This window comes from Pseudomonas sp. Kh14 (assembly GCF_900291005.1).
Classification (GTDB): Bacteria; Pseudomonadota; Gammaproteobacteria; order Pseudomonadales; family Pseudomonadaceae; genus Aquipseudomonas; species Aquipseudomonas alloputida.
In genome coordinates this window covers 619,755-640,484 of record NZ_OLKJ01000038.1, presented here as the reverse complement: position 1 = coordinate 640,484, position 20,730 = coordinate 619,755, and the positions used below count along the sequence as shown (strand labels likewise).

Annotated in this window: 16 protein-coding genes; 13 read left to right on the top strand and 3 right to left on the bottom strand. The window is 60.6% G+C overall.

The genetic code is table 11. The annotated features are described in order from the left end of the window. Positions 1–46 precede the first annotated feature (46 nt). Positions 47–1,189 (top strand): acetylornithine deacetylase, encoded by a 1,143-nt coding sequence (argE, locus tag FQ668_RS25325; protein ID WP_014592785.1) that lies wholly within the window; start codon positions 47–49, stop codon positions 1,187–1,189. A 124-nt stretch (positions 1,190–1,313) separates the two neighbouring features. Then, entirely contained in the window at positions 1,314–2,612 is a 1,299-nt protein-coding gene (gene argA, locus FQ668_RS25320; protein ID WP_003253723.1) for an amino-acid N-acetyltransferase, read from the top strand. A gap of 152 nt (positions 2,613–2,764) precedes the next feature. Here argA and FQ668_RS25315 read toward each other — a convergent pair whose 3' ends face one another. Next, positions 2,765–4,141 (bottom strand): glutamine synthetase family protein, encoded by a 1,377-nt coding sequence (locus tag FQ668_RS25315; RefSeq protein ID WP_014592784.1) that lies wholly within the window; start codon positions 4,139–4,141, stop codon positions 2,765–2,767. 574 nt (positions 4,142–4,715) lie between these two features. Between FQ668_RS25315 and FQ668_RS25305 the strand changes: the two genes are divergently transcribed. From FQ668_RS25305 to FQ668_RS25275, 7 genes are all read left to right on the top strand, one after another. Next, positions 4,716–6,074: a glutamine synthetase family protein gene (locus tag FQ668_RS25305; RefSeq protein WP_003253727.1), complete on the top strand. Its 1,359-nt coding sequence runs from the start codon at positions 4,716–4,718 to the stop codon at positions 6,072–6,074. Positions 6,075–6,122: 48 nt separating this feature from the next. Next, complete coding sequence (locus FQ668_RS25300) at positions 6,123–7,484, top strand: aspartate aminotransferase family protein (RefSeq protein WP_019437291.1); 1,362 nt, start codon at positions 6,123–6,125, stop codon at positions 7,482–7,484. 168 nt (positions 7,485–7,652) lie between these two features. Further along, positions 7,653–8,750 (top strand): polyamine ABC transporter substrate-binding protein, encoded by a 1,098-nt coding sequence (locus FQ668_RS25295; RefSeq protein WP_014592782.1) that lies wholly within the window; start codon positions 7,653–7,655, stop codon positions 8,748–8,750. Between the two features lie 156 nt (positions 8,751–8,906). Then, entirely contained in the window at positions 8,907–10,001 is a 1,095-nt protein-coding gene (locus FQ668_RS25290; RefSeq protein ID WP_010955707.1) for a polyamine ABC transporter substrate-binding protein, read from the top strand. 70 nt (positions 10,002–10,071) lie between these two features. Continuing rightward, positions 10,072–11,214 carry a polyamine ABC transporter ATP-binding protein gene (gene potA, locus FQ668_RS25285; RefSeq protein WP_010955706.1) on the top strand — a complete coding sequence of 381 codons (1,143 nt, stop codon included), beginning with the start codon at positions 10,072–10,074 and terminating at the stop codon, positions 11,212–11,214. After that, a complete protein-coding gene (locus tag FQ668_RS25280) occupies positions 11,211–12,131 on the top strand; it encodes an ABC transporter permease subunit (protein ID WP_003253736.1) in 921 nt (306 codons plus the stop codon). The genes potA and FQ668_RS25280 overlap by 4 nt, the downstream gene beginning before the upstream one ends. Further along, a complete protein-coding gene (locus tag FQ668_RS25275) occupies positions 12,128–13,021 on the top strand; it encodes an ABC transporter permease subunit (RefSeq protein WP_014592779.1) in 894 nt (297 codons plus the stop codon). Before FQ668_RS25280 ends, FQ668_RS25275 begins: the two co-directional genes overlap by 4 nt. A 235-nt stretch (positions 13,022–13,256) precedes the next feature. Here FQ668_RS25275 and FQ668_RS25270 read toward each other — a convergent pair whose 3' ends face one another. Then, on the bottom strand, positions 13,257–13,712 hold the full coding sequence (locus FQ668_RS25270; RefSeq protein ID WP_019437290.1) for a transposase: 456 nt from the start codon (positions 13,710–13,712) through the stop codon (positions 13,257–13,259). Positions 13,713–14,015: 303 nt separating this feature from the next. Then, complete coding sequence (locus FQ668_RS25265) at positions 14,016–14,780, bottom strand: RHS repeat-associated core domain-containing protein (protein ID WP_080590213.1); 765 nt, start codon at positions 14,778–14,780, stop codon at positions 14,016–14,018. Between the two features lie 317 nt (positions 14,781–15,097). Between FQ668_RS25265 and FQ668_RS25260 the strand changes: the two genes are divergently transcribed. The 4 genes from FQ668_RS25260 (at position 15,098) to oscA (ending at position 20,720) form a co-directional block, all read left to right on the top strand. Next, a complete protein-coding gene (locus FQ668_RS25260; protein ID WP_019437288.1) occupies positions 15,098–16,186 on the top strand; it encodes an efflux RND transporter periplasmic adaptor subunit in 1,089 nt (362 codons plus the stop codon). Beyond that, positions 16,183–17,250, top strand: coding sequence for an efflux RND transporter periplasmic adaptor subunit (locus FQ668_RS25255; protein WP_019437287.1), 1,068 nt, complete (start codon positions 16,183–16,185; stop codon positions 17,248–17,250). The genes FQ668_RS25260 and FQ668_RS25255 overlap by 4 nt, the downstream gene beginning before the upstream one ends. Further along, a complete protein-coding gene (locus FQ668_RS25250; RefSeq protein ID WP_019437286.1) occupies positions 17,247–20,300 on the top strand; it encodes an efflux RND transporter permease subunit in 3,054 nt (1,017 codons plus the stop codon). The genes FQ668_RS25255 and FQ668_RS25250 overlap by 4 nt, the downstream gene beginning before the upstream one ends. Before the next feature lie 237 nt (positions 20,301–20,537). Further along, positions 20,538–20,720: a sulfur starvation response protein OscA gene (gene oscA, locus FQ668_RS25245; protein WP_003248957.1), complete on the top strand. Its 183-nt coding sequence runs from the start codon at positions 20,538–20,540 to the stop codon at positions 20,718–20,720. The last annotated feature ends 10 nt before the right edge of the window (positions 20,721–20,730 follow it).

Here is a 20,730-nt window from a genome sequence, read left to right as displayed (position 1 = left end):
ACAGCGGATAGTCCTATGATGGGCAACGTTTCCGAGGAGTACGGGCATGCCGTTGCCGACGCTGAAAGACCAGTTTGCCGCCTTGATCGCCGCGCCTTCGGTCAGCTGTACCCAACCTGCGCTGGACCAGTCCAACCGCCAGGTTATCGACCTGCTGGCCGGTTGGCTGAGCGACCTGGGTTTCAAGTGCGATATCCAGCAGGTCACTCCCGGCAAGTTCAACCTGCTGGCCAGTCGTGGCACCGGCCCGGGAGGGCTGGTGCTGGCCGGGCACAGCGATACCGTGCCCTATGACGAGCAACTGTGGGCCAGCGACCCGCTGAAGCTGACCGAGACCGATGGCCGTTGGGTCGGCCTGGGCAGCTGCGACATGAAGGGCTTCTTTGCCCTGGTCATCGAAGCGGTCATCCCCCTGCTGGAGCACGACTTCAAGGAGCCGCTGCTGATCCTTGCCACCTGCGACGAGGAAAGCTCCATGTCCGGCGCCCGTGCCCTGGCCGAGGCCGGCCAGCCACTGGGCCGTGCAGCGATAATCGGTGAGCCTACCGGGCTGCGGCCGATCCGCATGCACAAGGGCATCCTCATGGACCGTATCGACATCCTCGGTCGCAGCGGCCATTCGTCGGACCCAAGCCTGGGCCGCAGCGCCATGGAGGCCATGCATGCGGTCATGGGCGAGCTGATGGGCCTGCGCCAGCAGTGGCAACAAACCTATAGCAACCCGCAATTCACCGTGCCGACCCCGACCATGAACTTCGGCTGCATCCATGGCGGCGACAACCCCAACCGTATCTGCGGCCAGTGCGCCCTGGAGTTCGACCTGCGGCCGCTGCCGGGCATGGACGTGGACCAGCTGCGCGCGGCCATTCGCGAAAAGCTGGTACCCGTGGCCGAGCGCCATGAGGTGCGCATCGACTATGCGCCGCTGTTCCCGGAGGTGCCGCCGTTCGAGCAGGCTGCCGATGTCGAACTGGTACAGGTCGCGGAGCGCCTGACCGGCCATCGCGCTGAAGCGGTGGCGTTCGGCACCGAAGCACCTTATCTTCAGCAACTGGGCTGCCAGACCATCGTGCTGGGCCCTGGCGACATCGCCTGCGCCCACCAGCCCGGCGAATACCTTGAAATGTCACGAATCGAGCCTACCGTGCGTCTATTGCGTGACCTGATCCGGCACTATTGCCTGCACTAAACGTCAATCGAACTGATTCGTTCCTGCCTAGAGGAGACCGCGCGTGACCGCAAGCCTGTTCCGACGATGATCCTGAACGCCCCCTGCATCGCCGTTCTCCGTCCACTTATCCACAGGCCCTGTCATGCCCGATTACGTCAACTGGCTGCGTCATGCATCCCCCTATATCAATGCCCATCGCGACTGCACCTTCGTGGTCATGCTCCCTGGCGATGGGGTGGAACACCCTAATTTCGGCAACATCGTCCACGACCTGGTGCTGCTGCACAGTCTGGGCGTGCGGCTGGTGCTGGTGCATGGCTCGCGCCCGCAGATCGAAAGCCGGCTGGCCGATCGCGGCCTGACCCCGCACTATCACCGGGGCATGCGTATTACTGATGCGGCTACCCTGGATTGCGTGATCGATGCCGTCGGCGCCCTGCGCCTGGCCATTGAAGCGCGGCTGTCGATGGACATCGCCGCTTCGCCGATGCAGGGCTCGCGCCTGCGCGTGGCCTCCGGCAACCTGGTCACCGCGCGGCCGATCGGCGTGCTCGAAGGCGTGGACTACCACCACACTGGCGAAGTGCGGCGGGTCGACCGCAAGGGCATCAGCCGCCTCCTCGACGAGCGCTCCATCGTGCTGTTGTCGCCCTTGGGCTACTCGCCTACCGGGGAAATCTTCAACCTGGCCTGCGAAGACGTGGCTACCCGTGCGGCCATCGAACTGGGCGCCGACAAGTTGCTGCTGTTCGGCGCCGAGCCGGGCCTGTTGGACGCTGACGGTAGGCTGGTGCGTGAACTGCGCCCGCAGCAGGTTGCTCCGCATTTGCAGCGTCTAGGCAGCGATTACCAAGGCGAACTGCTGGATGCTGCGGCCGAGGCTTGCAAAGGCGGTGTGGCGCGCAGCCATATCGTCAGCTATGCCGAGGACGGCGCGCTGCTCACCGAGCTGTTCACCCGGGGCGGTGGCGGTACGCTGGTGTCGCAGGAGCAGTTCGAAGTGGTGCGCGAGGCGACCATTGAGGACGTCGGTGGCCTGCTGGAGTTGATCAGCCCGCTGGAAGAGCAGGGCATCCTGGTGCGCCGTTCGCGCGAAGTGCTGGAGCGAGAGATCGAGCAGTTCAGCGTGGTCGAGCGCGAGGGCATGATCATCGCCTGTGCGGCGCTGTACCCGATTGCCGATTCCGAAGCCGGGGAGCTGGCTTGCCTGGCGGTGAACCCGGAGTACCGCCATGGCGGGCGTGGCGATGAGCTGCTGGAACGCATCGAGAGTCGGGCACGGCAGATGGGCTTGAGTACTTTGTTCGTGCTGACTACGCGCACTGCGCACTGGTTCCGCGAGCGCGGCTTTGCGCCGAGTGGTGTGGAGCGCCTGCCGGCGGCGCGGGCTTCGCTGTACAACTACCAGCGCAATTCGAAGATTTTCGAGAAGCCCCTGTAAGCCTGGGCCGCCCTCTTCGCGGGCACGCCCGCTCCCACAGGTAAGCCACAGGCTTCAGCCCTCGAAATTACCCTGTGGGAGCGGGCGAGCCCGCGAAGAGGGCGACACCGGTCTTAAACAAAAACGCCGCCCTTGAGGGGCGGCGTTTTCGTTTACACGGTATGCAGGTACCAGTTGTACTCGAGGTCGGAGATCGAGTGCTCGAACTCTTCCAGCTCGCTTTCCTTGCACGCGACAAAGATGTCGATGTACTTCGGATCGATGTACTTGTTGAGGATCTCGCTGTCGTCCAGCTCGCGCAGGGCATCGCGCAGGTTGTTCGGCAGGCTCTGCTCCAGCTGCTCGTACGAGTTGCCTTCGATCGGCGCGCCTGGCTCGATCTTGTTGGTCAGGCCATGGTGCACGCCAGCCAGTACAGCAGCCATCATCAGGTACGGGTTGGCGTCGGCACCGGCGACGCGGTGCTCGATGCGCACTGCATCGGCCGAGCCGGTCGGTACGCGCAGCGCTACGGTGCGGTTGTCCAGGCCCCAGCTTGGCGCGTTCGGCACGTAGAACTGCGCGCCAAAGCGGCGGTAAGAGTTGACGTTCGGGCAAAGGAATGCCATGGACGCGGGCAGGGTCTCGAGCACACCGCCGACAGCGTGACGTAGCGCGGCGTTCTGCTCGGGATCCTCGCTGGTGAAGATGTTGTTGCCATCTTTGTCCAGCACGGAAATGTGCACGTGCAGGCCGTTGCCTGCCTGGCCCGGGTAGGGCTTGGCCATGAAGGTGGTGTCCATTTCATGGTCGTAGGCGATGTTCTTGATCAACCGCTTGAGCAGTACCGCGTAGTCGCAGGCCTTGAGCGGGTCCGCCACGTGGTGCAGGTTGACTTCGAATTGCGCCGGGGCGCTTTCCTTGACGATGGCGTCGGCCGGGATGCCTTGTTCTTTCGCGCCTTCGAGGATGTCCTGCAGGCAGTCGGCATACTCGTCGAGGTCGTCGATCAGGTACACCTGGGTTGACTGTGGGCGTTTGCCCGAAATTGGCGAGCGCGGCGGCTGCGGGCGGCCATTCACGTTCTCCTGATCGATCAGGTAGAACTCCAGCTCGAATGCGGCGCAGATGGTCAGGCCCATATCGGTGAACTTGCTCACCACTTGGCGCAGCACTTCACGCGGGTCGGCGAAGAACGGCTCGCCTTCCAGCTCGTGCATGGTCATCAGCAGCTGGGCGGTAGGGCGTTTTTGCCACGGCTCATTACAGAGCGTGTCGGGGATTGGATAGCAGATGCGGTCAGCATCGCCGATGTCCAGGCCCAGCCCGGTGCTTTCGACGGTGGAACCGTTGATGTCCAGGGCAAAGAGGGAGGCCGGCAGGTTGATGCCTTTCTCGTAAACCTTGTGGAGGCTGGTGCGCTCTATGCGCTTGCCACGCACCACACCATTCATATCTGCAATCAGAAGGTCAACGTAGAGAACCTCAGGATGTTCCTTAAGGAACGCGTTCGCTTCGTTAAGCTGAACGGCACGCGGGGGTACCGACATGATGCAACACCTTTGTTGTTAAAAATATCAATCAAGGGGGGCTTGCAAGACCAGTCAATCGAAAAGAGATACTGATGTCAAGCCAACCCCATGATGCCCTGAAATGGCACATCTACGGCAGATTTGCTGCATATCGGGGCAATCCATTATCCGCTATTTCCCGCGTAAAGGGCTATCTCCGGTGCGCCGTGTTTTATTTTTTACGGAGGTGTTGTGTAAAAAAATGAACAAGGCTAAGCTCGGTTTCAACCCAGAACACAATAATACGAGGGTCACATGGTCCGCTTGCCGCGACCTGAAAGCATTGCCTGCGCAGTGCCATCGGGTACATCCGTCGTTTTTGCAAGCTTCGTCTATGGCGTGGTCGCCCTGGCCGCAATAATTGACGTTTCGCGTTCCCGGACCGGTCCTCGCAGCGGCTTGCCGCCTTTCGCTTCGCCTTCCTGCCTTTTGAACTCATTACGGACACAGCTGATTTCAGTGTATCCACTGTGGCTCTGCGCGTGGGTTTTTGCTTTAGCAATCGACTCCATCCAGAATCAAGTCGCGGACCACCTTACCTCCTGAGGTATTTATGAGTAACAACCTCGACCAGCTCACCGATTGGTTGAAAGAGCACAAGATCACCGAAGTCGAATGCATGATCAGCGACCTGACCGGCATCACGCGCGGCAAGATTTCGCCAACCAACAAATTCATCGCTGAAAAAGGCATGCGGCTGCCCGAGAGCGTGCTGCTGCAGACCGTGACCGGCGATTACGTCGACGACGACATCTATTACGAACTGCTCGACCCTGCAGACATCGACATGATCTGCCGCCCTGACGAGAACGCCGTGTTCCTCGTGCCGTGGGCCATCGAGCCGACCGCACAAGTCATCCACGACACCTACGACAAGAAGGGCAACCCGGTCGAACTGTCGCCGCGCAACGTGCTGAAGAAAGTGCTCAAGCTATATGCTGACAAGGGCTGGCAGCCGATCGTCGCACCGGAGATGGAGTTCTACCTGACCAAGCGCAGCGAAGACCCGGACTTCCCGCTGCAGCCCCCGGTAGGCCGTTCCGGTCGCCCGGAAACCGGCCGTCAGTCGTTCTCGATCGAAGCTGCCAACGAATTCGACCCGCTTTTCGAAGACGTCTACGACTGGTGCGAGCTGCAGCAACTGGACCTCGACACGCTGATCCACGAAGACGGCACGGCGCAGATGGAAATCAACTTCCGTCACGGCGACGCCCTGCACCTGGCCGACCAGATCCTGGTGTTCAAGCGCACCATGCGCGAGGCGGCGCTCAAACACAACGTGGCTGCCACCTTCATGGCCAAACCGATGACCGGCGAGCCGGGCAGTGCCATGCACCTGCACCAGAGTGTGGTCGACGTGGCCACCGGCAAGAACATCTTCAGCAATGAAGACGGCAGCATGAGTGAGCTGTTCCTCAACCACATTGGCGGCCTGCAGAAGTTCATCCCCGAGGCGCTGCCGCTGTTCGCGCCCAACGTCAACTCGTTCCGCCGCTTCCTGCCCGACACCTCGGCGCCGGTAAACGTGGAGTGGGGCGAAGAAAACCGCACCGTCGGCCTGCGTGTACCGGATGCCGGCCCACAAAGCCGGCGCGTCGAAAACCGCCTGCCGGGCGCCGACGCCAACCCATACCTGGCCATCGCCGCCAGCCTGCTGTGTGGCTACATCGGCATGGTCGAAGGCATTGAGGCCAGCGCGCCAGTGCAGGGCCGTGGTTACGAACGCCGCAACCTGCGCCTGCCCCTGACCATCGAAGACGCCTTGGAGCGCATGGAAAACAGCCGTGCGCTGGTGCAGTACCTGGGCAAGAAATTCATCACCGGGTATGTCGCTACCAAGCGCGCCGAGCATGAAAACTTCAAGCGCGTCATCAGTTCCTGGGAGCGTGAGTTCCTGCTGTTCGCTGTCTGATCAACCCTGGTGCCGCAGAAGCGCGGCGGTCCAATAACGGAGAAGCACATGAGCGTCAACAACCCGCAAACCCGTGAATGGCAAACCCTGAGCGGGGAGCATCACCTCGCACCTTTCAGTGACTACAAGCAGCTGAAGGAGAAGGGGCCGCGCATCATCACCAAGGCCCAGGGTGTGCATTTGTGGGATAGCGAGGGGCACAAGATCCTCGACGGCATGGCCGGTCTGTGGTGCGTGGCGGTCGGCTACGGCCGTGAGGAGCTGGTGCAGGCGGCAGAGAAACAGATGCGTGAGCTGCCGTACTACAACCTGTTCTTCCAGACCGCTCACCCGCCTGCGCTCGAGCTGGCCAAGGCGATCACCGACGTGGCGCCGAAAGGTATGACCCATGTGTTCTTCACCGGCTCCGGCTCCGAAGGCAACGACACTGTACTGCGCATGGTGCGTCACTACTGGGCGCTGAAGGGAAAACCGCACAAGCAGACCATCATCGGCCGCATCAACGGTTACCACGGCTCCACCTTCGCCGGTGCATGCCTGGGCGGCATGAGCGGCATGCACGAGCAGGGTGGCCTGCCGATCCCGGGCATCGTCCACATCCCTCAGCCGTACTGGTTCGGCGAGGGTGGCGACATGACCCCTGACGAATTCGGTGTCTGGGCCGCCGAGCAGTTGGAGAAGAAGATCCTTGAAGTCGGCGAGGACAACGTCGCTGCCTTCATCGCCGAGCCGATCCAGGGCGCTGGCGGTGTGATCATCCCGCCGGAAACCTACTGGCCGAAGGTGAAGGAGATCCTCGCCAGGTACGACATTCTGTTCGTCGCCGACGAGGTGATCTGCGGCTTCGGCCGTACCGGCGAGTGGTTTGGCTCTGATTACTACGACCTCAAGCCCGACCTGATGACCATCGCGAAAGGCCTGACCTCCGGTTACATCCCCATGGGCGGTGTGATCGTGCGTGACACCGTGGCCAAGGTGATCAGCGAAGGCGGCGACTTCAACCACGGTTTCACCTACTCCGGCCACCCGGTGGCGGCCGCGGTGGGCCTGGAAAACCTGCGCATTCTGCGTGACGAGAAAATTGTCGAGAAGGCGCGCACGGAAGCGGCACCGTATTTGCAAAAGCGTTTGCGCGAGCTGCAAGACCATCCACTGGTGGGTGAAGTGCGCGGCCTGGGCATGCTGGGTGCGATCGAGCTGGTCAAGGACAAGGCCACCCGCAGCCGTTACGAGGGCAAGGGCGTTGGCATGATCTGTCGCACCTTCTGCTTCGAGAACGGCCTGATCATGCGTGCGGTGGGTGACACCATGATCATCGCGCCGCCGCTGGTAATCAGCCATGCGGAGATCGACGAACTGGTGGAAAAGGCGCGCAAGTGCCTGGACCTGACCCTTGAGGCGATTCGATAAGCGTTTGCTAGGCTAGCGTTGTGACATTAAGTCGTTACATGGCCCTGCTTTCCTTGATACAGGGCCTTGTAACTTGCCAGACTAGCGACTGTTTCAGTCGCCGCGCGCTCTGCACCGTGGGTTCTGGCTGCTGGACAGTTGCTAAATAAAAATTCTGGAGCATTACGCATGAATAAAATGGGCAAGACGTTGCTGGCCGCCGCCCTGATGGGTGCCATGGCCTCCGCTGTTCAGGCTGAAGACAAAGTGTTGAACGTCTATAACTGGTCGGACTACATCGCTCCGGACACCATCGCCAAGTTCGAAAAGCAGACGGGGATCAAGGTCAAGTACGACGTCTTCGACAGCAACGAAACCCTGGAAGCCAAGCTGCTGGCAGGCAAGTCGGGCTATGACATCGTCGTGCCTTCGAACAATTTCCTGGCCAAGCAGATCAAGGCGGGCGTGTACGAAGAGCTGGACCGTTCCAAGCTGCCAAACTGGAAGAACCTCGACCCCGACCTGCTCAAGGCCGTTGGCGATGCCAGCGACAAGGACAACAAGCATGCCTTCCCTTATATGTGGGGCTCGATCGGCATTGGCTACAACCCGGAGAAGGTCAAGGCTGCGCTGGGCGTGGACAAGATCGATTCGTGGGACGTGGTGTTCAAGCCTGAGAACATCGCCAAGCTCAAGAGCTGCGGCGTGAGCTTCCTCGACGCCCCGACCGAAATGCTCCCGGCTGCGCTGCACTACCTCGGCAAGCCGACCGACAGCACCAAGAAAGAAGACCTGAAGGCCGCCGAGGACCTGTTCCTCAAGATCCGTCCTTCGATCACCTACTTCCACTCGTCCAAGTACATTGGCGACATGGCCAACGGCAACATCTGTGTAGCCGTCGGTTACTCGGGTGACCTGGAGCAGTCCAAGGCCCGTGCCCATGAAGCGGGCGACAAGGTCAAAGTGGACTACGTCATTCCGAAGGAAGGTGCCGGTACTTTCTACGACATGGTCGCCATCCCGAAAGATGCCGAACATAAAGACGCTGCCTACCAGTTCATGAACTTCCTGATGCAGCCGGAAATCATGGCTGAAATCACCAACGCCGTGCGCTTCCCGAACGGTAACGCTGCTGCCACCCCGTTCGTGGACAAAGACATCACCAGCGACCCAAGCATCTACCCGCCTGCCGAAGTGAAGAAGCAGCTGTACGCGATCGCTGCGCCTGACGCTTCTGTGCAGCGAGTGATCACCCGCAGCTGGACGAAGATCAAGTCGGGCAAGTAAGCCCGATGCGACAGCTCTGGGCCGCGTTTTTCGGCCCAGAGCCATTGAAAGGTAATTGATGATTGCGGCATCGAAGCTGCGAAGTTAAGTTGCGCGCCGGTTTTGCGTGTGCGGCAGCATTGTCGCTACCCAGGCACTGATTGTGAGGACCCCCACTTGTCTATTTCTGTATTCCGCAAGGCCTTGATGGCCGGCGCGGGCCTGACGCTGGCATGCAGCGTCCAAGCGGCGCCGACGGTGCACTTCTATAACTGGTCCGACTACATCGGCCCGACCACACTCGCGGATTTCGAGAAAGCTACGGGCATCAAGCCTGTGCAAGACGTGTTCGACTCCAACGAAACCCTGGAAGGCAAGCTACTGGCCGGCAACACCGGCTATGACGTGGTGGTGCCGTCCAACCATTTCCTCGGCAAGCAGATCAAGGCGGGCGCCTTCCAGAAGCTCGACAAGAACCTGCTGCCCAACTATTCCAACCTCGACCCGGCGTTGATGAAGCGCCTGGAAAAGAACGACCCGGGCAACCAGTACGCGGTGCCTTACCTGTGGGGTACCAACGGCATCGGTTACAACGTCGACAAGGTCAAGGCCGCGCTGGGCGTGGACACCATCGACTCCTGGGCCGTGCTGTTCGAACCCGAAAACATGAAGAAGCTCTCCAAGTGCGGTGTGGCTTTCCTCGACTCGGCGGACGAAATGCTGCCAGCGGTGCTCAACTACATGGGCCTCAACCCCAACAGCACCGACCCCAAGGATTACGCCAAGGCCGAGCAGAAGCTGCTGGCGGTGCGCCCGTACGTGACCTACTTCCACTCGTCCAAGTACATCACCGACCTGGCCAATGGCGACATCTGCGTCGCGGCAGGTTTCTCGGGTGATGTGTTCCAGGCCAAGGCCCGCGCTGAAGAAGCGAAGAAGGGTGTGAACCTGGCCTACGCCATTCCCAAGGAAGGCGGCAACCTCTGGTTCGACGTGCTGGCGATCCCCAAGGACGCCAAGAACGTCAAAGAGGCGCATGCCTTCATCAACTATTTGCTGAAACCTGAGGTTATCGCCCAGGTCAGTGATTACGTCGGTTACGCCAACCCGAACCCCAAGGCTGGCGCCCTGATGGACCAGGCCGTAAGGACTGACGCCGCGGTTTACCCACCGCAGGAAGTGCTGGACAAGATGTTCGTGAACTCAGAGTTGCCACCCAAGGTGCAACGGCTGATGACCCGCAGCTGGACCAAGGTCAAGTCGGGCAAGTAAAAATCCAGACCCGCGACGGCACAGTAGAACAGGCCACGCGGGCACAAAAATCTTGTTGGGAGTTTCACTCATGGCAGTTGCCTCCGGTGCCTATAAAAAAGCCCTCGAGGGTGGCCAGCAACCCAAGCAGGTGCTGGTCAAGATCGACCGGGTCACGAAAAAGTTCGACGAAACGGTAGCCGTGGACGATGTGTCCCTGGAAATCCGCAAGGGCGAGATCTTCGCCCTGCTGGGCGGCTCCGGTTCTGGCAAGTCCACCTTGCTGCGCATGCTGGCCGGCTTCGAGCGCCCGTCCGAAGGGCGGATCTTCCTTGATGGCGTCGACATCACCGACATGCCGCCCTACGAGCGGCCGATCAACATGATGTTCCAGTCCTACGCACTGTTCCCGCACATGACCGTGGCGCAGAACATCGCCTTCGGCCTGCAGCAGGACAAGATGCCCAAGGCAGAGATCGATGCCCGCGTGGCCGAGATGCTCAAGCTGGTGCACATGACCCAGTACGCCAAGCGCAAGCCGCACCAGTTGTCGGGCGGCCAGCGTCAGCGTGTGGCGTTGGCCCGCTCGCTGGCCAAGCGCCCCAAACTGCTGCTGCTCGACGAGCCGATGGGTGCACTGGACAAGAAACTGCGTTCGCAGATGCAGTTGGAGCTGGTCGAGATCATCGAGCGCGTGGGTGTAACCTGCGTGATGGTGACCCACGACCAGGAAGAGGCCATGACCATGGCCCAGCGCATCGCCATCATGCACCTGGGCTGGATCGCCCAGATCGGCTCGCCAGTGGACATCTACGAGACACCTACCAGCCGCCTGGTGTGCGAGTTCATCGGTAACGTCAACCTGTTCGAAGGTGACGTGGTCGACGACGCCGAAGGCTACGCGATCATTGCCAGCCCGGAGCTGGAGCGCAAGATCTACGTGGGCCACGGCATCACCACCTCGGTGGAAGACAAGCACATCACCTACGCCCTGCGCCCGGAAAAGATGCTGGTCACCACCCAGCAGCCAACCTGCGAGCACAACTGGTCGCGCGGCAAGATCCACGACATCGCCTACCTGGGCGGCCACTCGGTGTTCTATGTGGAGCTGCCGAGCGGCAAGGTCGTCCAGTCGTTCGTCGCCAACGCCGAGCGCCAAGGTACCCGTCCTACCTGGGGCGATGAAGTGTACGTATGGTGGGAAGACGACAGCGGCGTGGTACTGCGGTCATGAAACTGCGCAAGCTCAAGCGAGCCTTCCAGCGTCTGGTCCCGGAGGGGCGGCACCTGGTGATCGGCGTGCCGTTCATCTGGCTGTTCCTGTTCTTCATGCTGCCGTTCTTCATCGTCCTGAAGATCAGTTTTGCCGAAGCTGACGTGGCAATCCCGCCGTATACCGAGATCTACACCTACGTCGAAGACAAGATCCAGCTGGTCCTCAACCTGGCCAACTACGGGCTGTTGACCGAGGATGAGCTGTACCTCTCGGCCTACCTGGGTTCGTTGAAGATGGCGTTCTTCAGCACCCTGCTGTGCCTGCTGATCGGCTTCCCGATGGCCTACGCCATTGCCAACGCCAAGAAGGAGACCCAGACGGTCCTGCTGTTGCTGATCATGATGCCAACCTGGACCGCGATCCTGATCCGCGTCTATGCCTGGATGGGTATCCTCAGCAACAACGGCCTGCTCAACGGTTTCCTCCTGTGGACCGGGTTGATCGACCAGCCGTTGCAGATCCTCAACACCAACCTGGCGGTGTATATCGGCGTGGTCTATTCGTACCTGCCGTTCATGATCCTGCCGCTGTTCGCCAACCTGGTGAAGCATGATCCGAGCCTGCTCGAAGCTGCCTCCGACCTGGGTTCGAGCACCTTCAACAGCTTCTGGAAGATCACGGTACCGTTGTCGAAAAACGGCATCATCGCCGGCTGCATGCTGGTGTTCATCCCCGTGGTGGGCGAGTTCGTGATCCCGGAACTGCTCGGCGGCCCGGAAACCCTGATGATCGGTAAAGTGCTGTGGCAGGAGTTCTTCAACAACCGTGACTGGCCGGTGGCATCCGCCCTGGCGGTGGTGATGCTGGCGATCCTGATCGTGCCGATCCTGCTGTTCAACCGTAGCCAGGCCAAAGAGATGGAGGGCCGCGCATGAAACGCTTCAGTTTCTCCAAGCTGATGCTGGTGCTCGGCTTGCTGTTCATCTACCTGCCGATGCTGATCCTGGTGATCTACTCGTTCAACGCCTCCAAGCTGGTGACGGTGTGGGGCGGCTGGTCGATCAAATGGTACGTCGGCCTGCTCGACAACTCCCAGCTGATGGGGTCGGTGATGCGCTCGCTGGAAATCGCTTGCTACACGGCGGTGGCAGCGGTGGCGCTGGGTACCCTGGCGGCCTTCGTGCTGACCCGCGTCACCCGCTTCAAGGGCCGCACGCTGTTTGGTGGCCTGGTCACAGCGCCGCTGGTGATGCCCGAAGTGATCACCGGTCTGTCGCTGTTGCTGCTGTTCGTGGCCATGGCGCAGATGATCGGCTGGCCGCAGGAGCGGGGTATCGTCACCATCTGGATCGCCCATACAACGTTCTGTGCGGCGTATGTGGCGGTGGTGGTGTCGGCACGCCTGCGTGAGCTGGACCTGTCGATCGAGGAAGCGGCGATGGACCTGGGTGCCAAGCCGTGGAAGGTGTTCTTCCTGATCACCATCCCGATGATCGCGCCATCGCTGGCGGCGGGCGGCATGATGTCGTTCGCCCTGTCGCTGGACGACCTGGTATTGGCCAGCTTCGTCTCCGGGCCTGGCTCGACCACCTTGCCGATGGAAGTGTTCTCGGCGGTTCGTCTGGGCGTGAAGCCTGAGATCAACGCCGTGGCCAGCCTGATCTTGCTGTCGGTATCGCTGGTGACCTTCTTCGTCTGGTACTTCAGCCGCCAGGCCGAAGAGCGTCGTCGCAAGGCGATTCAGCAGGCGATCGAAGAGGGTGCTGCAGCCAACGCTTCGCAGCCGCAGGTCAAGCGCCCGTCGCAGGTGGCTGCGTCGGCCTGACCGGGCCCTTTCGCGGGCACGCCCGCTCCCACAGGGACCTCACAGCCTTCAGGGTTGTGCTGAGCCCTGTGGGGTAGGTGCATCACGATCTTCAGGGTTGTGCTGAGCTCTGTGGGGTAGGGGTATCAGAGCTTTCAGGGTTGTGGTGAGCCGTGTGGGGTAGGGGTGTCATAGCTTTCAGGGTTGTGGTGAGCCCTGTGGGAGCGGGCATGCCCGCGAAGGCTCCTGCACCGATTCAAAGCCATACCGCATCCCAATGTGGATAGTCCCTGATACTTCTGACCAATCCGGCCCTCAAGGGATTGGCAACAATGTACCGGGCTACATGAACCACACACTCTTCCCGCCGCAGCGCATGGTCCTGGTAACCCGATTGCCATATCGGCTTGTGCCCGACACCGGCCTTGCGCAAGGCAATCGCTGTGCGTGATTTGAACTTGCGCATCAACGTTCCCAATGTCACTTCTTTCAGCTCAATTAGCCAATGCAGATGGTCCGGCATCACTACCCAGGCCAACGATTGGCAGTCCTGAATGTCATCTGAGAGCCGAAGGTGTTTGACCACCAGACGGGCATGGTGGAAGTCGCGGAACAGTGGTTTGCGTTGATGCGTGATGGTGGTCAGCATGTAGAGCCTGCCGGGCTCGGAGAAGCGCCCACGGCGCAGTCGGTGGGATTCGGCTAACGGCATTTTGATCTTCCTTGAATGTGAACCTCCCTGTGAAAGGTAGCGGTTGGAGCGGGGATGGCAGATGACTGATGGTTTCTGGATATGGCAGATACTGATACATGGCTGTGGAGGCCTCTTCGTGGACTCGCCCGCTCACACAGGTACCGCGCAAGTCTCAAATAGTGCGCTCTCTCTGTGGGAGCGGGCGTGCCCGCGAAGAGGCCCTGAAGGTGTACGACTTTCATGAACTCACGTCGCTGCGTTGCGAGTACTGGCGACGAGATACTACTTTCCTTTAGCCGCAGGGCTATCTTTGAGTACGCTTCACAGCCTGACGCGAAGAACGGCAGACAGCAATTCATGTTCAAATTCATCGAGAGTGGAATGGACGATTTCTTTCAAGGCAGTGCGTAGGCGCCTGGCTTCACCGAAATTTTGAATGAAATCCTTCACTATTGGCGAATCTGGAGGAAGGTGCCGAACGTTCTGAGCTTTGAAGTCATTGTGCTGATTTGCAGTGCGAATATAACTTTTTAAATAAATGCGAGTGCTGTCAGGAAGCCTAGCGATTGCTTGAGGGGCTACGTTAATGAATTCGGGAGCTCGTCGTGAGGGTGGTATGCTATCTGAAGATTCATGGAGTTGTTGTTTGGATGCTGGCGTAGCTGATAGCGTAGCAGGGCTCTCATCTGAATTGAAAATTTTAGCGCTCGAGTTTCCCCAGCGAAACTGTTTTTGTACATAATCAGGCCTGGATTTCAATGTCCAGTTTGTATCGATTGTTATTGTCTTGGAGCGGGGTAGTAGGGGTGAGCGGCCTGTTGGGTCGGATAGGTTTATGGGGTCATTAAAGCAATAGGTATATGAGTTTATACCGCCAAGCGAAAAAGGACTCAAGCTATCGCTGGAGTGGAAACGAAAAATTCTGGGGTTGTATGTTCGGGCGCCAAGACCAAGAAAGTATAAGCCCACTGTGCTGTGTAGAAGTTCGCCGTGAAACTGTAAAGAGTTGGTAGGGTTACAGGGCGTCTTTGAGTGCCCGTAGGGGGTAAATGTATGGTTTCGATTGGTGTTGCTTAGCTTCGCCATTTTTAGGTCCTCCTTTCCAGGTTGACTATCTACTTTTCTGGCCGTTTGGCAACTATTAGAAATATCAGGTCTCAGCGAGTGCTTTTGTGAGTTAGCTGCGCTTTTCCTGCTGCTTGGATGCAGCTAAAAGCATGCAGGTCAATGACGTTCAATGAACACTGATCTACGCTTTCCCTCGCATCCCACGATTCATTTGTGCGAGGTTCGCACCGGCTGTGAAAATGTCGGGATGATCCCCGCCAGTGATGTTTATCGAACCCTGAACTACGCTCACAGTCGCATCCCACAAATCATTTGTGCACAAGCAAGGAGCCAGCATGGCGTTGATGCGTCCGCTGTCGGTCGTCTGCCTGGGGCTGTTGTACATGCTCACCGGCTGTAGCAAGGAAGAGGTCCCCGAGACACTGCCTCGGGTGGGTGTGCAGCAGGTACAACCCACCGATTTCGCTGCCAGGGTCACTTTGACCGGTGACGTGCAGGCGCGGGTGCAGACCGATTTGTCATTCCGCGTCGGCGGCAAGATCATTTCGCGTAGCGTCGACGTGGGTGATCACGTCAAGGCCAACCAGGTGCTCGCCCGGCTCGACCCGAAAGACCTGCAGAACAATGTCGACTCGGCCAAGGCCGAGGTATTTGCCGCGCAGGCGCGGGTCACCCAGACCAGCGCGGCCTTCGTGCGCCAGCAAAAACTGCTGCCCAAGGGCTACACCAGCCAGAGCGAATACGATGCTGCCGAAGCCGCGCTGCGCAGCAACCAGAGCGCACTCAAGGCCGCCCAGGCGCAACTGGCCAATGCCAGCGAGCAACTCAGCTACACCGCACTGGTCTCCGAGGCCGCCGGGGTAGTCACCGAGCGCCAGGCCGAGGTTGGCCAGGTGGTTCAGGCGACCATGCCGATCTTCAGCCTGGCCGTCGATGGCGACCGCGATGCCGTGTTCAACGTCTACGAGTCGCTGCTGGTGGCACCGCCCAGCGATGCCGGGGTAGTCGTGAGCCTGCTGGACGATCCCAAGGTCCAGGCCCATGGCTTCGTACGTGAAATCACCCCCACCGTGTCGGCGCAAAGCGGCACCGTGCAGGTCAAGGTGGGGCTCAAGGACGTGCCGCCCGGGATGCAATTGGGGGCACCGGTTACTGCCACCACCAACGCCCAGGGCCGGCCCAGTGTCGAGCTGCCATGGTCGGCGCTGACCAAGGCCTTGCATGAGCCTGCTGTATGGGTGGTGGGCGAGGGCGACAAGGTGGAACTGCGCAAAGTCGAAATCCGCCGTTACCTCACCGGCAAGATCGTGGTCGCCAGCGGCCTGAAAGGCGGCGAGACCGTGGTGGTCAACGGTGGCCAGTTGCTGCACCCCGGCATGCAGGTGCAGAAGGTCGACGCCAAGGCCCCAGGGGGTGAGCTATGAAGCGTCTGCTGCTGATGCTGTCGGCCGGTGTGCTGCTGGTCGGTTGCAGTAGCGAGGAAGAGGCACCAGAGCCGATCCGGCCAGTGCTGTCGGTCAAGGTCGAACCTCAGGTGCAGTCGCAGCTGGGCCGCTTCGCCGGCAGTATCCAGGCGCGCTTCGAGAGCACCTTGGGCTTTCGGGTTTCCGGGCGCATTGCCCGGCGCTGGCTGGACGTGGGCGCCCAGGTCAAACCGGGCGACACCTTGGCCACCCTGGACCCGACCGACCAGCAGAACCAGCTGCGCGCCGCCGAAGGCGATCTGGCCAAGGTGCAGGCACAGTGGATCAACGCCCAGGCCGATGCCCGTCGCCAGCAGCAGTTGTATGACCGTGGGGTAGGCGCTCAGGCACAGCTGGATATCGCCCAGACCAACCTGAAAACCACCAGCGCGGCACTGGAGCAGGCGCGCTCTGCCGTCAGCCAGGCCCGTGACCAGCTCGACTACAGCACCCTGCGTACCGACCACGCTGCCGTGATTACCGCGTGGCAGGCCGAAGCCGGGCAAACCGTTACCGCCGGGCAAGCCGTGGTGACCCTGGCCCGGCCGGACGTGAAGGAAGCGGTAATCGACCTGCCGATCGGCCTGGCCGAGCAGTTGAGCAAAGGCCTGACCTTCACCGTTGCCTCGCAACTGGACCCGACCATCAACACCACGGCCAGCCTGCGCGAGCTGGAGCCCCAGGCCGATGCCACCACCCGTACCCGCCGCGCTCGCCTGACCCTGGCCAGCACACCGGCGGCCTTCCATCTCGGCACCGCAATCAGTGTGACCCTTAGCTCGGCAGTGTCCCCGCGCAGCGAACTGCCCTTGAGTGCCTTGCTCGAGCGCGACGGCAAGACCCAGGTGTGGGTGATCGATACGCAGAACAAGACCGTGGCCACCCGTGACGTGGCGCTGATCGACCGCACCGCTGACAGCATCGTGCTGAGCTCTGGTGTGCAGCCCGGTGAGCGCGTGGTCACCGCCGGCGTCAACAGCCTCAAGCCTGGCCAGAAGGTCACCTTCGACGAGGATGCGCAATGAAAGGAAGCTTCAACCTGTCCGACTGGGCACTCAAGCATCAATCGTTCGTCTGGTACCTGATGTTCGTTAGCCTGTTGATGGGGATTTTTTCCTACTTCAACCTGGGCCGCGAGGAAGACCCGTCGTTCACCATCAAGACCATGGTCATCCAAACCCGCTGGCCCGGTGCGACCCAGGACGAAACCCTGTACCAGGTTACCGACCGCATCGAGAAGAAGCTCGAAGAACTCGACTCCCTCGACTACACCAAAAGCTATACCCGCCCCGGTGAATCCACGGTCTACGTGTACCTGCGCGACACCACCAAGGCCAAGGACATCCCGGATATCTGGTACCAGGTGCGCAAGAAGATCCAGGACATTCGTGGCGAATTTCCCGCCGGTATCCAGGGGCCGGGCTTCAACGACGAATTCGGTGATGTATTCGGCTCGATCTATGCCTTTACCGCCGACGGCCTGACGCTGCGCCAACTGCGGGACTACGTGGAACAGGCACGGGCCGAGGTCCGCGATGTACCCAACATCGGCAAGATCGAGCTGGTCGGCACCCAGGACGAAGTGCTGTACCTGAACTTCTCCACCCGCAAGCTGGCTGCCCTGGGCATTGACCAGCGCCAGGTGATGCAGGCACTTCAAGCGCAGAACGCGGTGACGCCGGCCGGCATGATCGAGGCCGGCCCGGAGCGCATCTCGGTGCGTACGTCCGGGCAGTTTGCCTCGGAAAAAGACCTGCAAACCGTCAACTTGAGGATCAACGACCGCTTCTTCCGCCTGGCCGATATCGCCGACATCGAGCGCGGCTACGTCGACCCGCCTTCGCCAATGTTCCGTTACAACGGCCAGACAGCCATTGGCCTCGCCATCGGCATGAAGGCCGGCGGCAATATCCAGGTGTTCGGTGCGGCGTTGAAAAAGCGCATGGACCAGGTGGTCCAGGACTTACCGGTAGGTGTCGGAGTACACACCGTTTCCGACCAGGCGGTGGTGGTCAAGGAGGCGGTCGGCGGTTTCACCAGCGCGTTGTTCGAGGCGGTGGTGATCGTGCTGGCCGTGAGTTTCGTCAGTCTTGGCGTGCGCGCCGGACTGGTGGTGGCCTGCTCGATCCCGCTGGTGCTGGCCATGGTGTTCGTGTTCATGGAGTACAGCGGCATCACCATGCAGCGGATTTCGCTGGGTGCGCTGATCATTGCACTTGGCCTGCTGGTGGACGATGCGATGATTACCGTGGAGGTGATGGTCACGCGGCTGGAAATGGGTGAAAGCAAGGAGCAGGCGGCGACGTTCGCCTACACCTCCACAGCCTTCCCCATGCTTACCGGCACCTTGGTGACCGTGGCCGGGTTCGTGCCTATCGGCCTCAACGCCAGCTCTGCGGGTGAATACACCTTCACCCTGTTCGCGGTGATTGCCGTGGCCCTGATCGTGTCGTGGGTGGTGGCTGTGTTCTTCGCGCCGGTGCTTGGCGTGCATATTCTCAAAGGCGACAAGCTCAAGGCTCACGAGGCTGAGCCTGGCCGGGTCGGGCGGGCATTTGAAGGCGGGTTGCTGTGGTGCATGCGCAACCGCTGGTTGACCATCATCGGCACCGTGGTGCTGTTTGCCCTGTCGATCTTCTGCATGCGTTTTGTGCAGAACCAGTTTTTCCCGTCCTCGGACCGCCCGGAAATTCTCGTCGACCTCAACCTGCCGCAGAACGCCTCGATCGAGGAGACGCGCAAGGTGGTCGACCGCTTCGAGGCACGGATCAAGGACGATCCGGACCTGGTGCACTGGAGTACCTACATCGGCCAGGGCGCGATCCGCTTCTACCTGCCTCTCGATCAGCAGTTGCAGAACCCTTACTACGCGCAGTTGGTGATTGTCAGCAAGGGCTTCGAAGAGCGTCAGGCCATGATGGACCGCCTGCAGAAGATCCTGCACGAAGAGTTCGTCGGCGTCGGCACCAACGTGCAATCGCTGGAGATGGGCCCGCCTGTGGGCCGGCCGATTCAGTATCGGGTCAGCGGTGCCAACATCGACGAGGTACGCAAACACGCCATCGAGCTGGCCACCTTGCTCGACCAGAACGAGAACATCGGCGAGATGATCTACGACTGGAACGAGCCGGGTAAGGTGCTGCGCGTGGAAATTGCCCAGGACAAGGCACGCCAGCTGGGGCTGTCGTCCGAAGATGTTGCCAATGTGATGAACAGCATCGTCAGTGGCGTGCAGATCACCCAGGTCAACGACAACATCTATCTGGTCGATGTGGTCGCGCGCGCCGAAGACAGCGAGCGTGGCTCACCTGATACCCTGCAGAACCTGCAAATTCTTACCCCTAACGGCACGTCGATCCCACTGCTGTCGTTCGCCACCGTGCGCTACGAACTGGAACAGCCGCTGGTGTGGCGCCGCGACCGCAAGCCGACCATCACCATCAAGGCCTCGGTCAATGGCGAGATCCAGCCCACGGACCTGGTGGCCCAGCTGAAGCCGAATATCGACGAATTCGCCAGCAAGTTGCCGGTAGGCTTCGAAGTGGCTACCGGCGGTACGGTGGAGGAGAGTGCCAAGGCACAAGGGCCGATCCGCAAGGTTATCCCGCTGATGCTGTTCCTGATGGCGACCTTCCTGATGATCCAGCTGCACAGCGTGCAGAAGCTGTTTCTGGTGGTCAGCGTGGCGCCGCTGGGGCTGATCGGCGTGGTGCTGGCGCTGGTGCCTACGGGTACGCCGATGGGCTTCGTGGCGATCCTCGGCATCCTCGCGCTGGCGGGCATCATCATTCGTAACTCGGTGATTCTGGTGACCCAGATAGACGAGTTCGAAGCCCAGGGCTTGTCGCCGTGGGATGCGGTGGTGGAGGCTACCAACCACCGGCGCCGGCCGATCCTGCTGACTGCGGCGGCGGCGAGCCTGGGCATGATCCCGATTGCACGCGAGGTGTTCTGGGGCCCCATGGCCTACGCCATGATTGGCGGGATCATCGTGGCGACCTTGCTGACGCTGCTGTTCCTGCCGGCGCTGTACGTGGCCTGGTACAAGATCCGCGAGCCGCAGAAACACTCCTGAAGGCCTGTATGGCCCCTTGTAGGAGCGGGTTTACCCGCGAGTGCGATGGTGCATCGACCACCGTATTCGCGGGTAAACCCGCTCCTACAAGGGGGCGTGTGCTTTTAAAAAAAGGTTATATAAAAATTCTTAAACAGTATTTTTAAGAATAATCCCGCCTCACTACTATTGCCCTCAAGCCAGGCGCAAACCCCCTTCAAACCTCTGCCCGGCGCCCTCACTCCAAGGAGAACGAGCATGAGTGCATCTCTGCGTAGCATCGACGGTCAGGACGAAGCCACCATCTTGCGTGAAATCCAGAGCGCCTTGCGCGACCTGCGGTTCGGTGCGGTGGAGATCACCGTGCACAACGCTCAGGTGGTACAGATCGAGCGCAAGGAGAAGTTCCGCCTGCAACAGCCCGGCAACAAGCCCGGCTGATCGGCGCCAC

Excerpts from the sequence above, each read along its gene's own strand:
- FQ668_RS25265 (WP_080590213.1), bottom strand. The coding sequence starts at position 14,780 with ATGGCGAAGCTAAGCAACACCAATCGAAACCATACATTTACCCCCTAC.
- FQ668_RS25255 (WP_019437287.1), top strand. The coding sequence starts at position 16,183 with ATGAAGCGTCTGCTGCTGATGCTGTCGGCCGGTGTGCTGCTGGTCGGT.
- FQ668_RS25305 (WP_003253727.1), top strand. The coding sequence starts at position 4,716 with ATGAGTAACAACCTCGACCAGCTCACCGATTGGTTGAAAGAGCACAAG.
- FQ668_RS25250 (WP_019437286.1), top strand. The coding sequence starts at position 17,247 with ATGAAAGGAAGCTTCAACCTGTCCGACTGGGCACTCAAGCATCAATCG.
- FQ668_RS25260 (WP_019437288.1), top strand. The coding sequence starts at position 15,098 with ATGGCGTTGATGCGTCCGCTGTCGGTCGTCTGCCTGGGGCTGTTGTAC.
- argE (WP_014592785.1), top strand. The coding sequence starts at position 47 with ATGCCGTTGCCGACGCTGAAAGACCAGTTTGCCGCCTTGATCGCCGCG.
- FQ668_RS25300 (WP_019437291.1), top strand. The coding sequence starts at position 6,123 with ATGAGCGTCAACAACCCGCAAACCCGTGAATGGCAAACCCTGAGCGGG.
- potA (WP_010955706.1), top strand. The coding sequence starts at position 10,072 with ATGGCAGTTGCCTCCGGTGCCTATAAAAAAGCCCTCGAGGGTGGCCAG.
- FQ668_RS25275 (WP_014592779.1), top strand. The coding sequence starts at position 12,128 with ATGAAACGCTTCAGTTTCTCCAAGCTGATGCTGGTGCTCGGCTTGCTG.
- oscA (WP_003248957.1), top strand. The coding sequence starts at position 20,538 with ATGAGTGCATCTCTGCGTAGCATCGACGGTCAGGACGAAGCCACCATC.
- FQ668_RS25315 (WP_014592784.1), bottom strand. The coding sequence starts at position 4,141 with ATGTCGGTACCCCCGCGTGCCGTTCAGCTTAACGAAGCGAACGCGTTC.
- FQ668_RS25280 (WP_003253736.1), top strand. The coding sequence starts at position 11,211 with ATGAAACTGCGCAAGCTCAAGCGAGCCTTCCAGCGTCTGGTCCCGGAG.
- argA (WP_003253723.1), top strand. The coding sequence starts at position 1,314 with ATGCCCGATTACGTCAACTGGCTGCGTCATGCATCCCCCTATATCAAT.
- FQ668_RS25270 (WP_019437290.1), bottom strand. The coding sequence starts at position 13,712 with ATGCCGTTAGCCGAATCCCACCGACTGCGCCGTGGGCGCTTCTCCGAG.
- FQ668_RS25295 (WP_014592782.1), top strand. The coding sequence starts at position 7,653 with ATGAATAAAATGGGCAAGACGTTGCTGGCCGCCGCCCTGATGGGTGCC.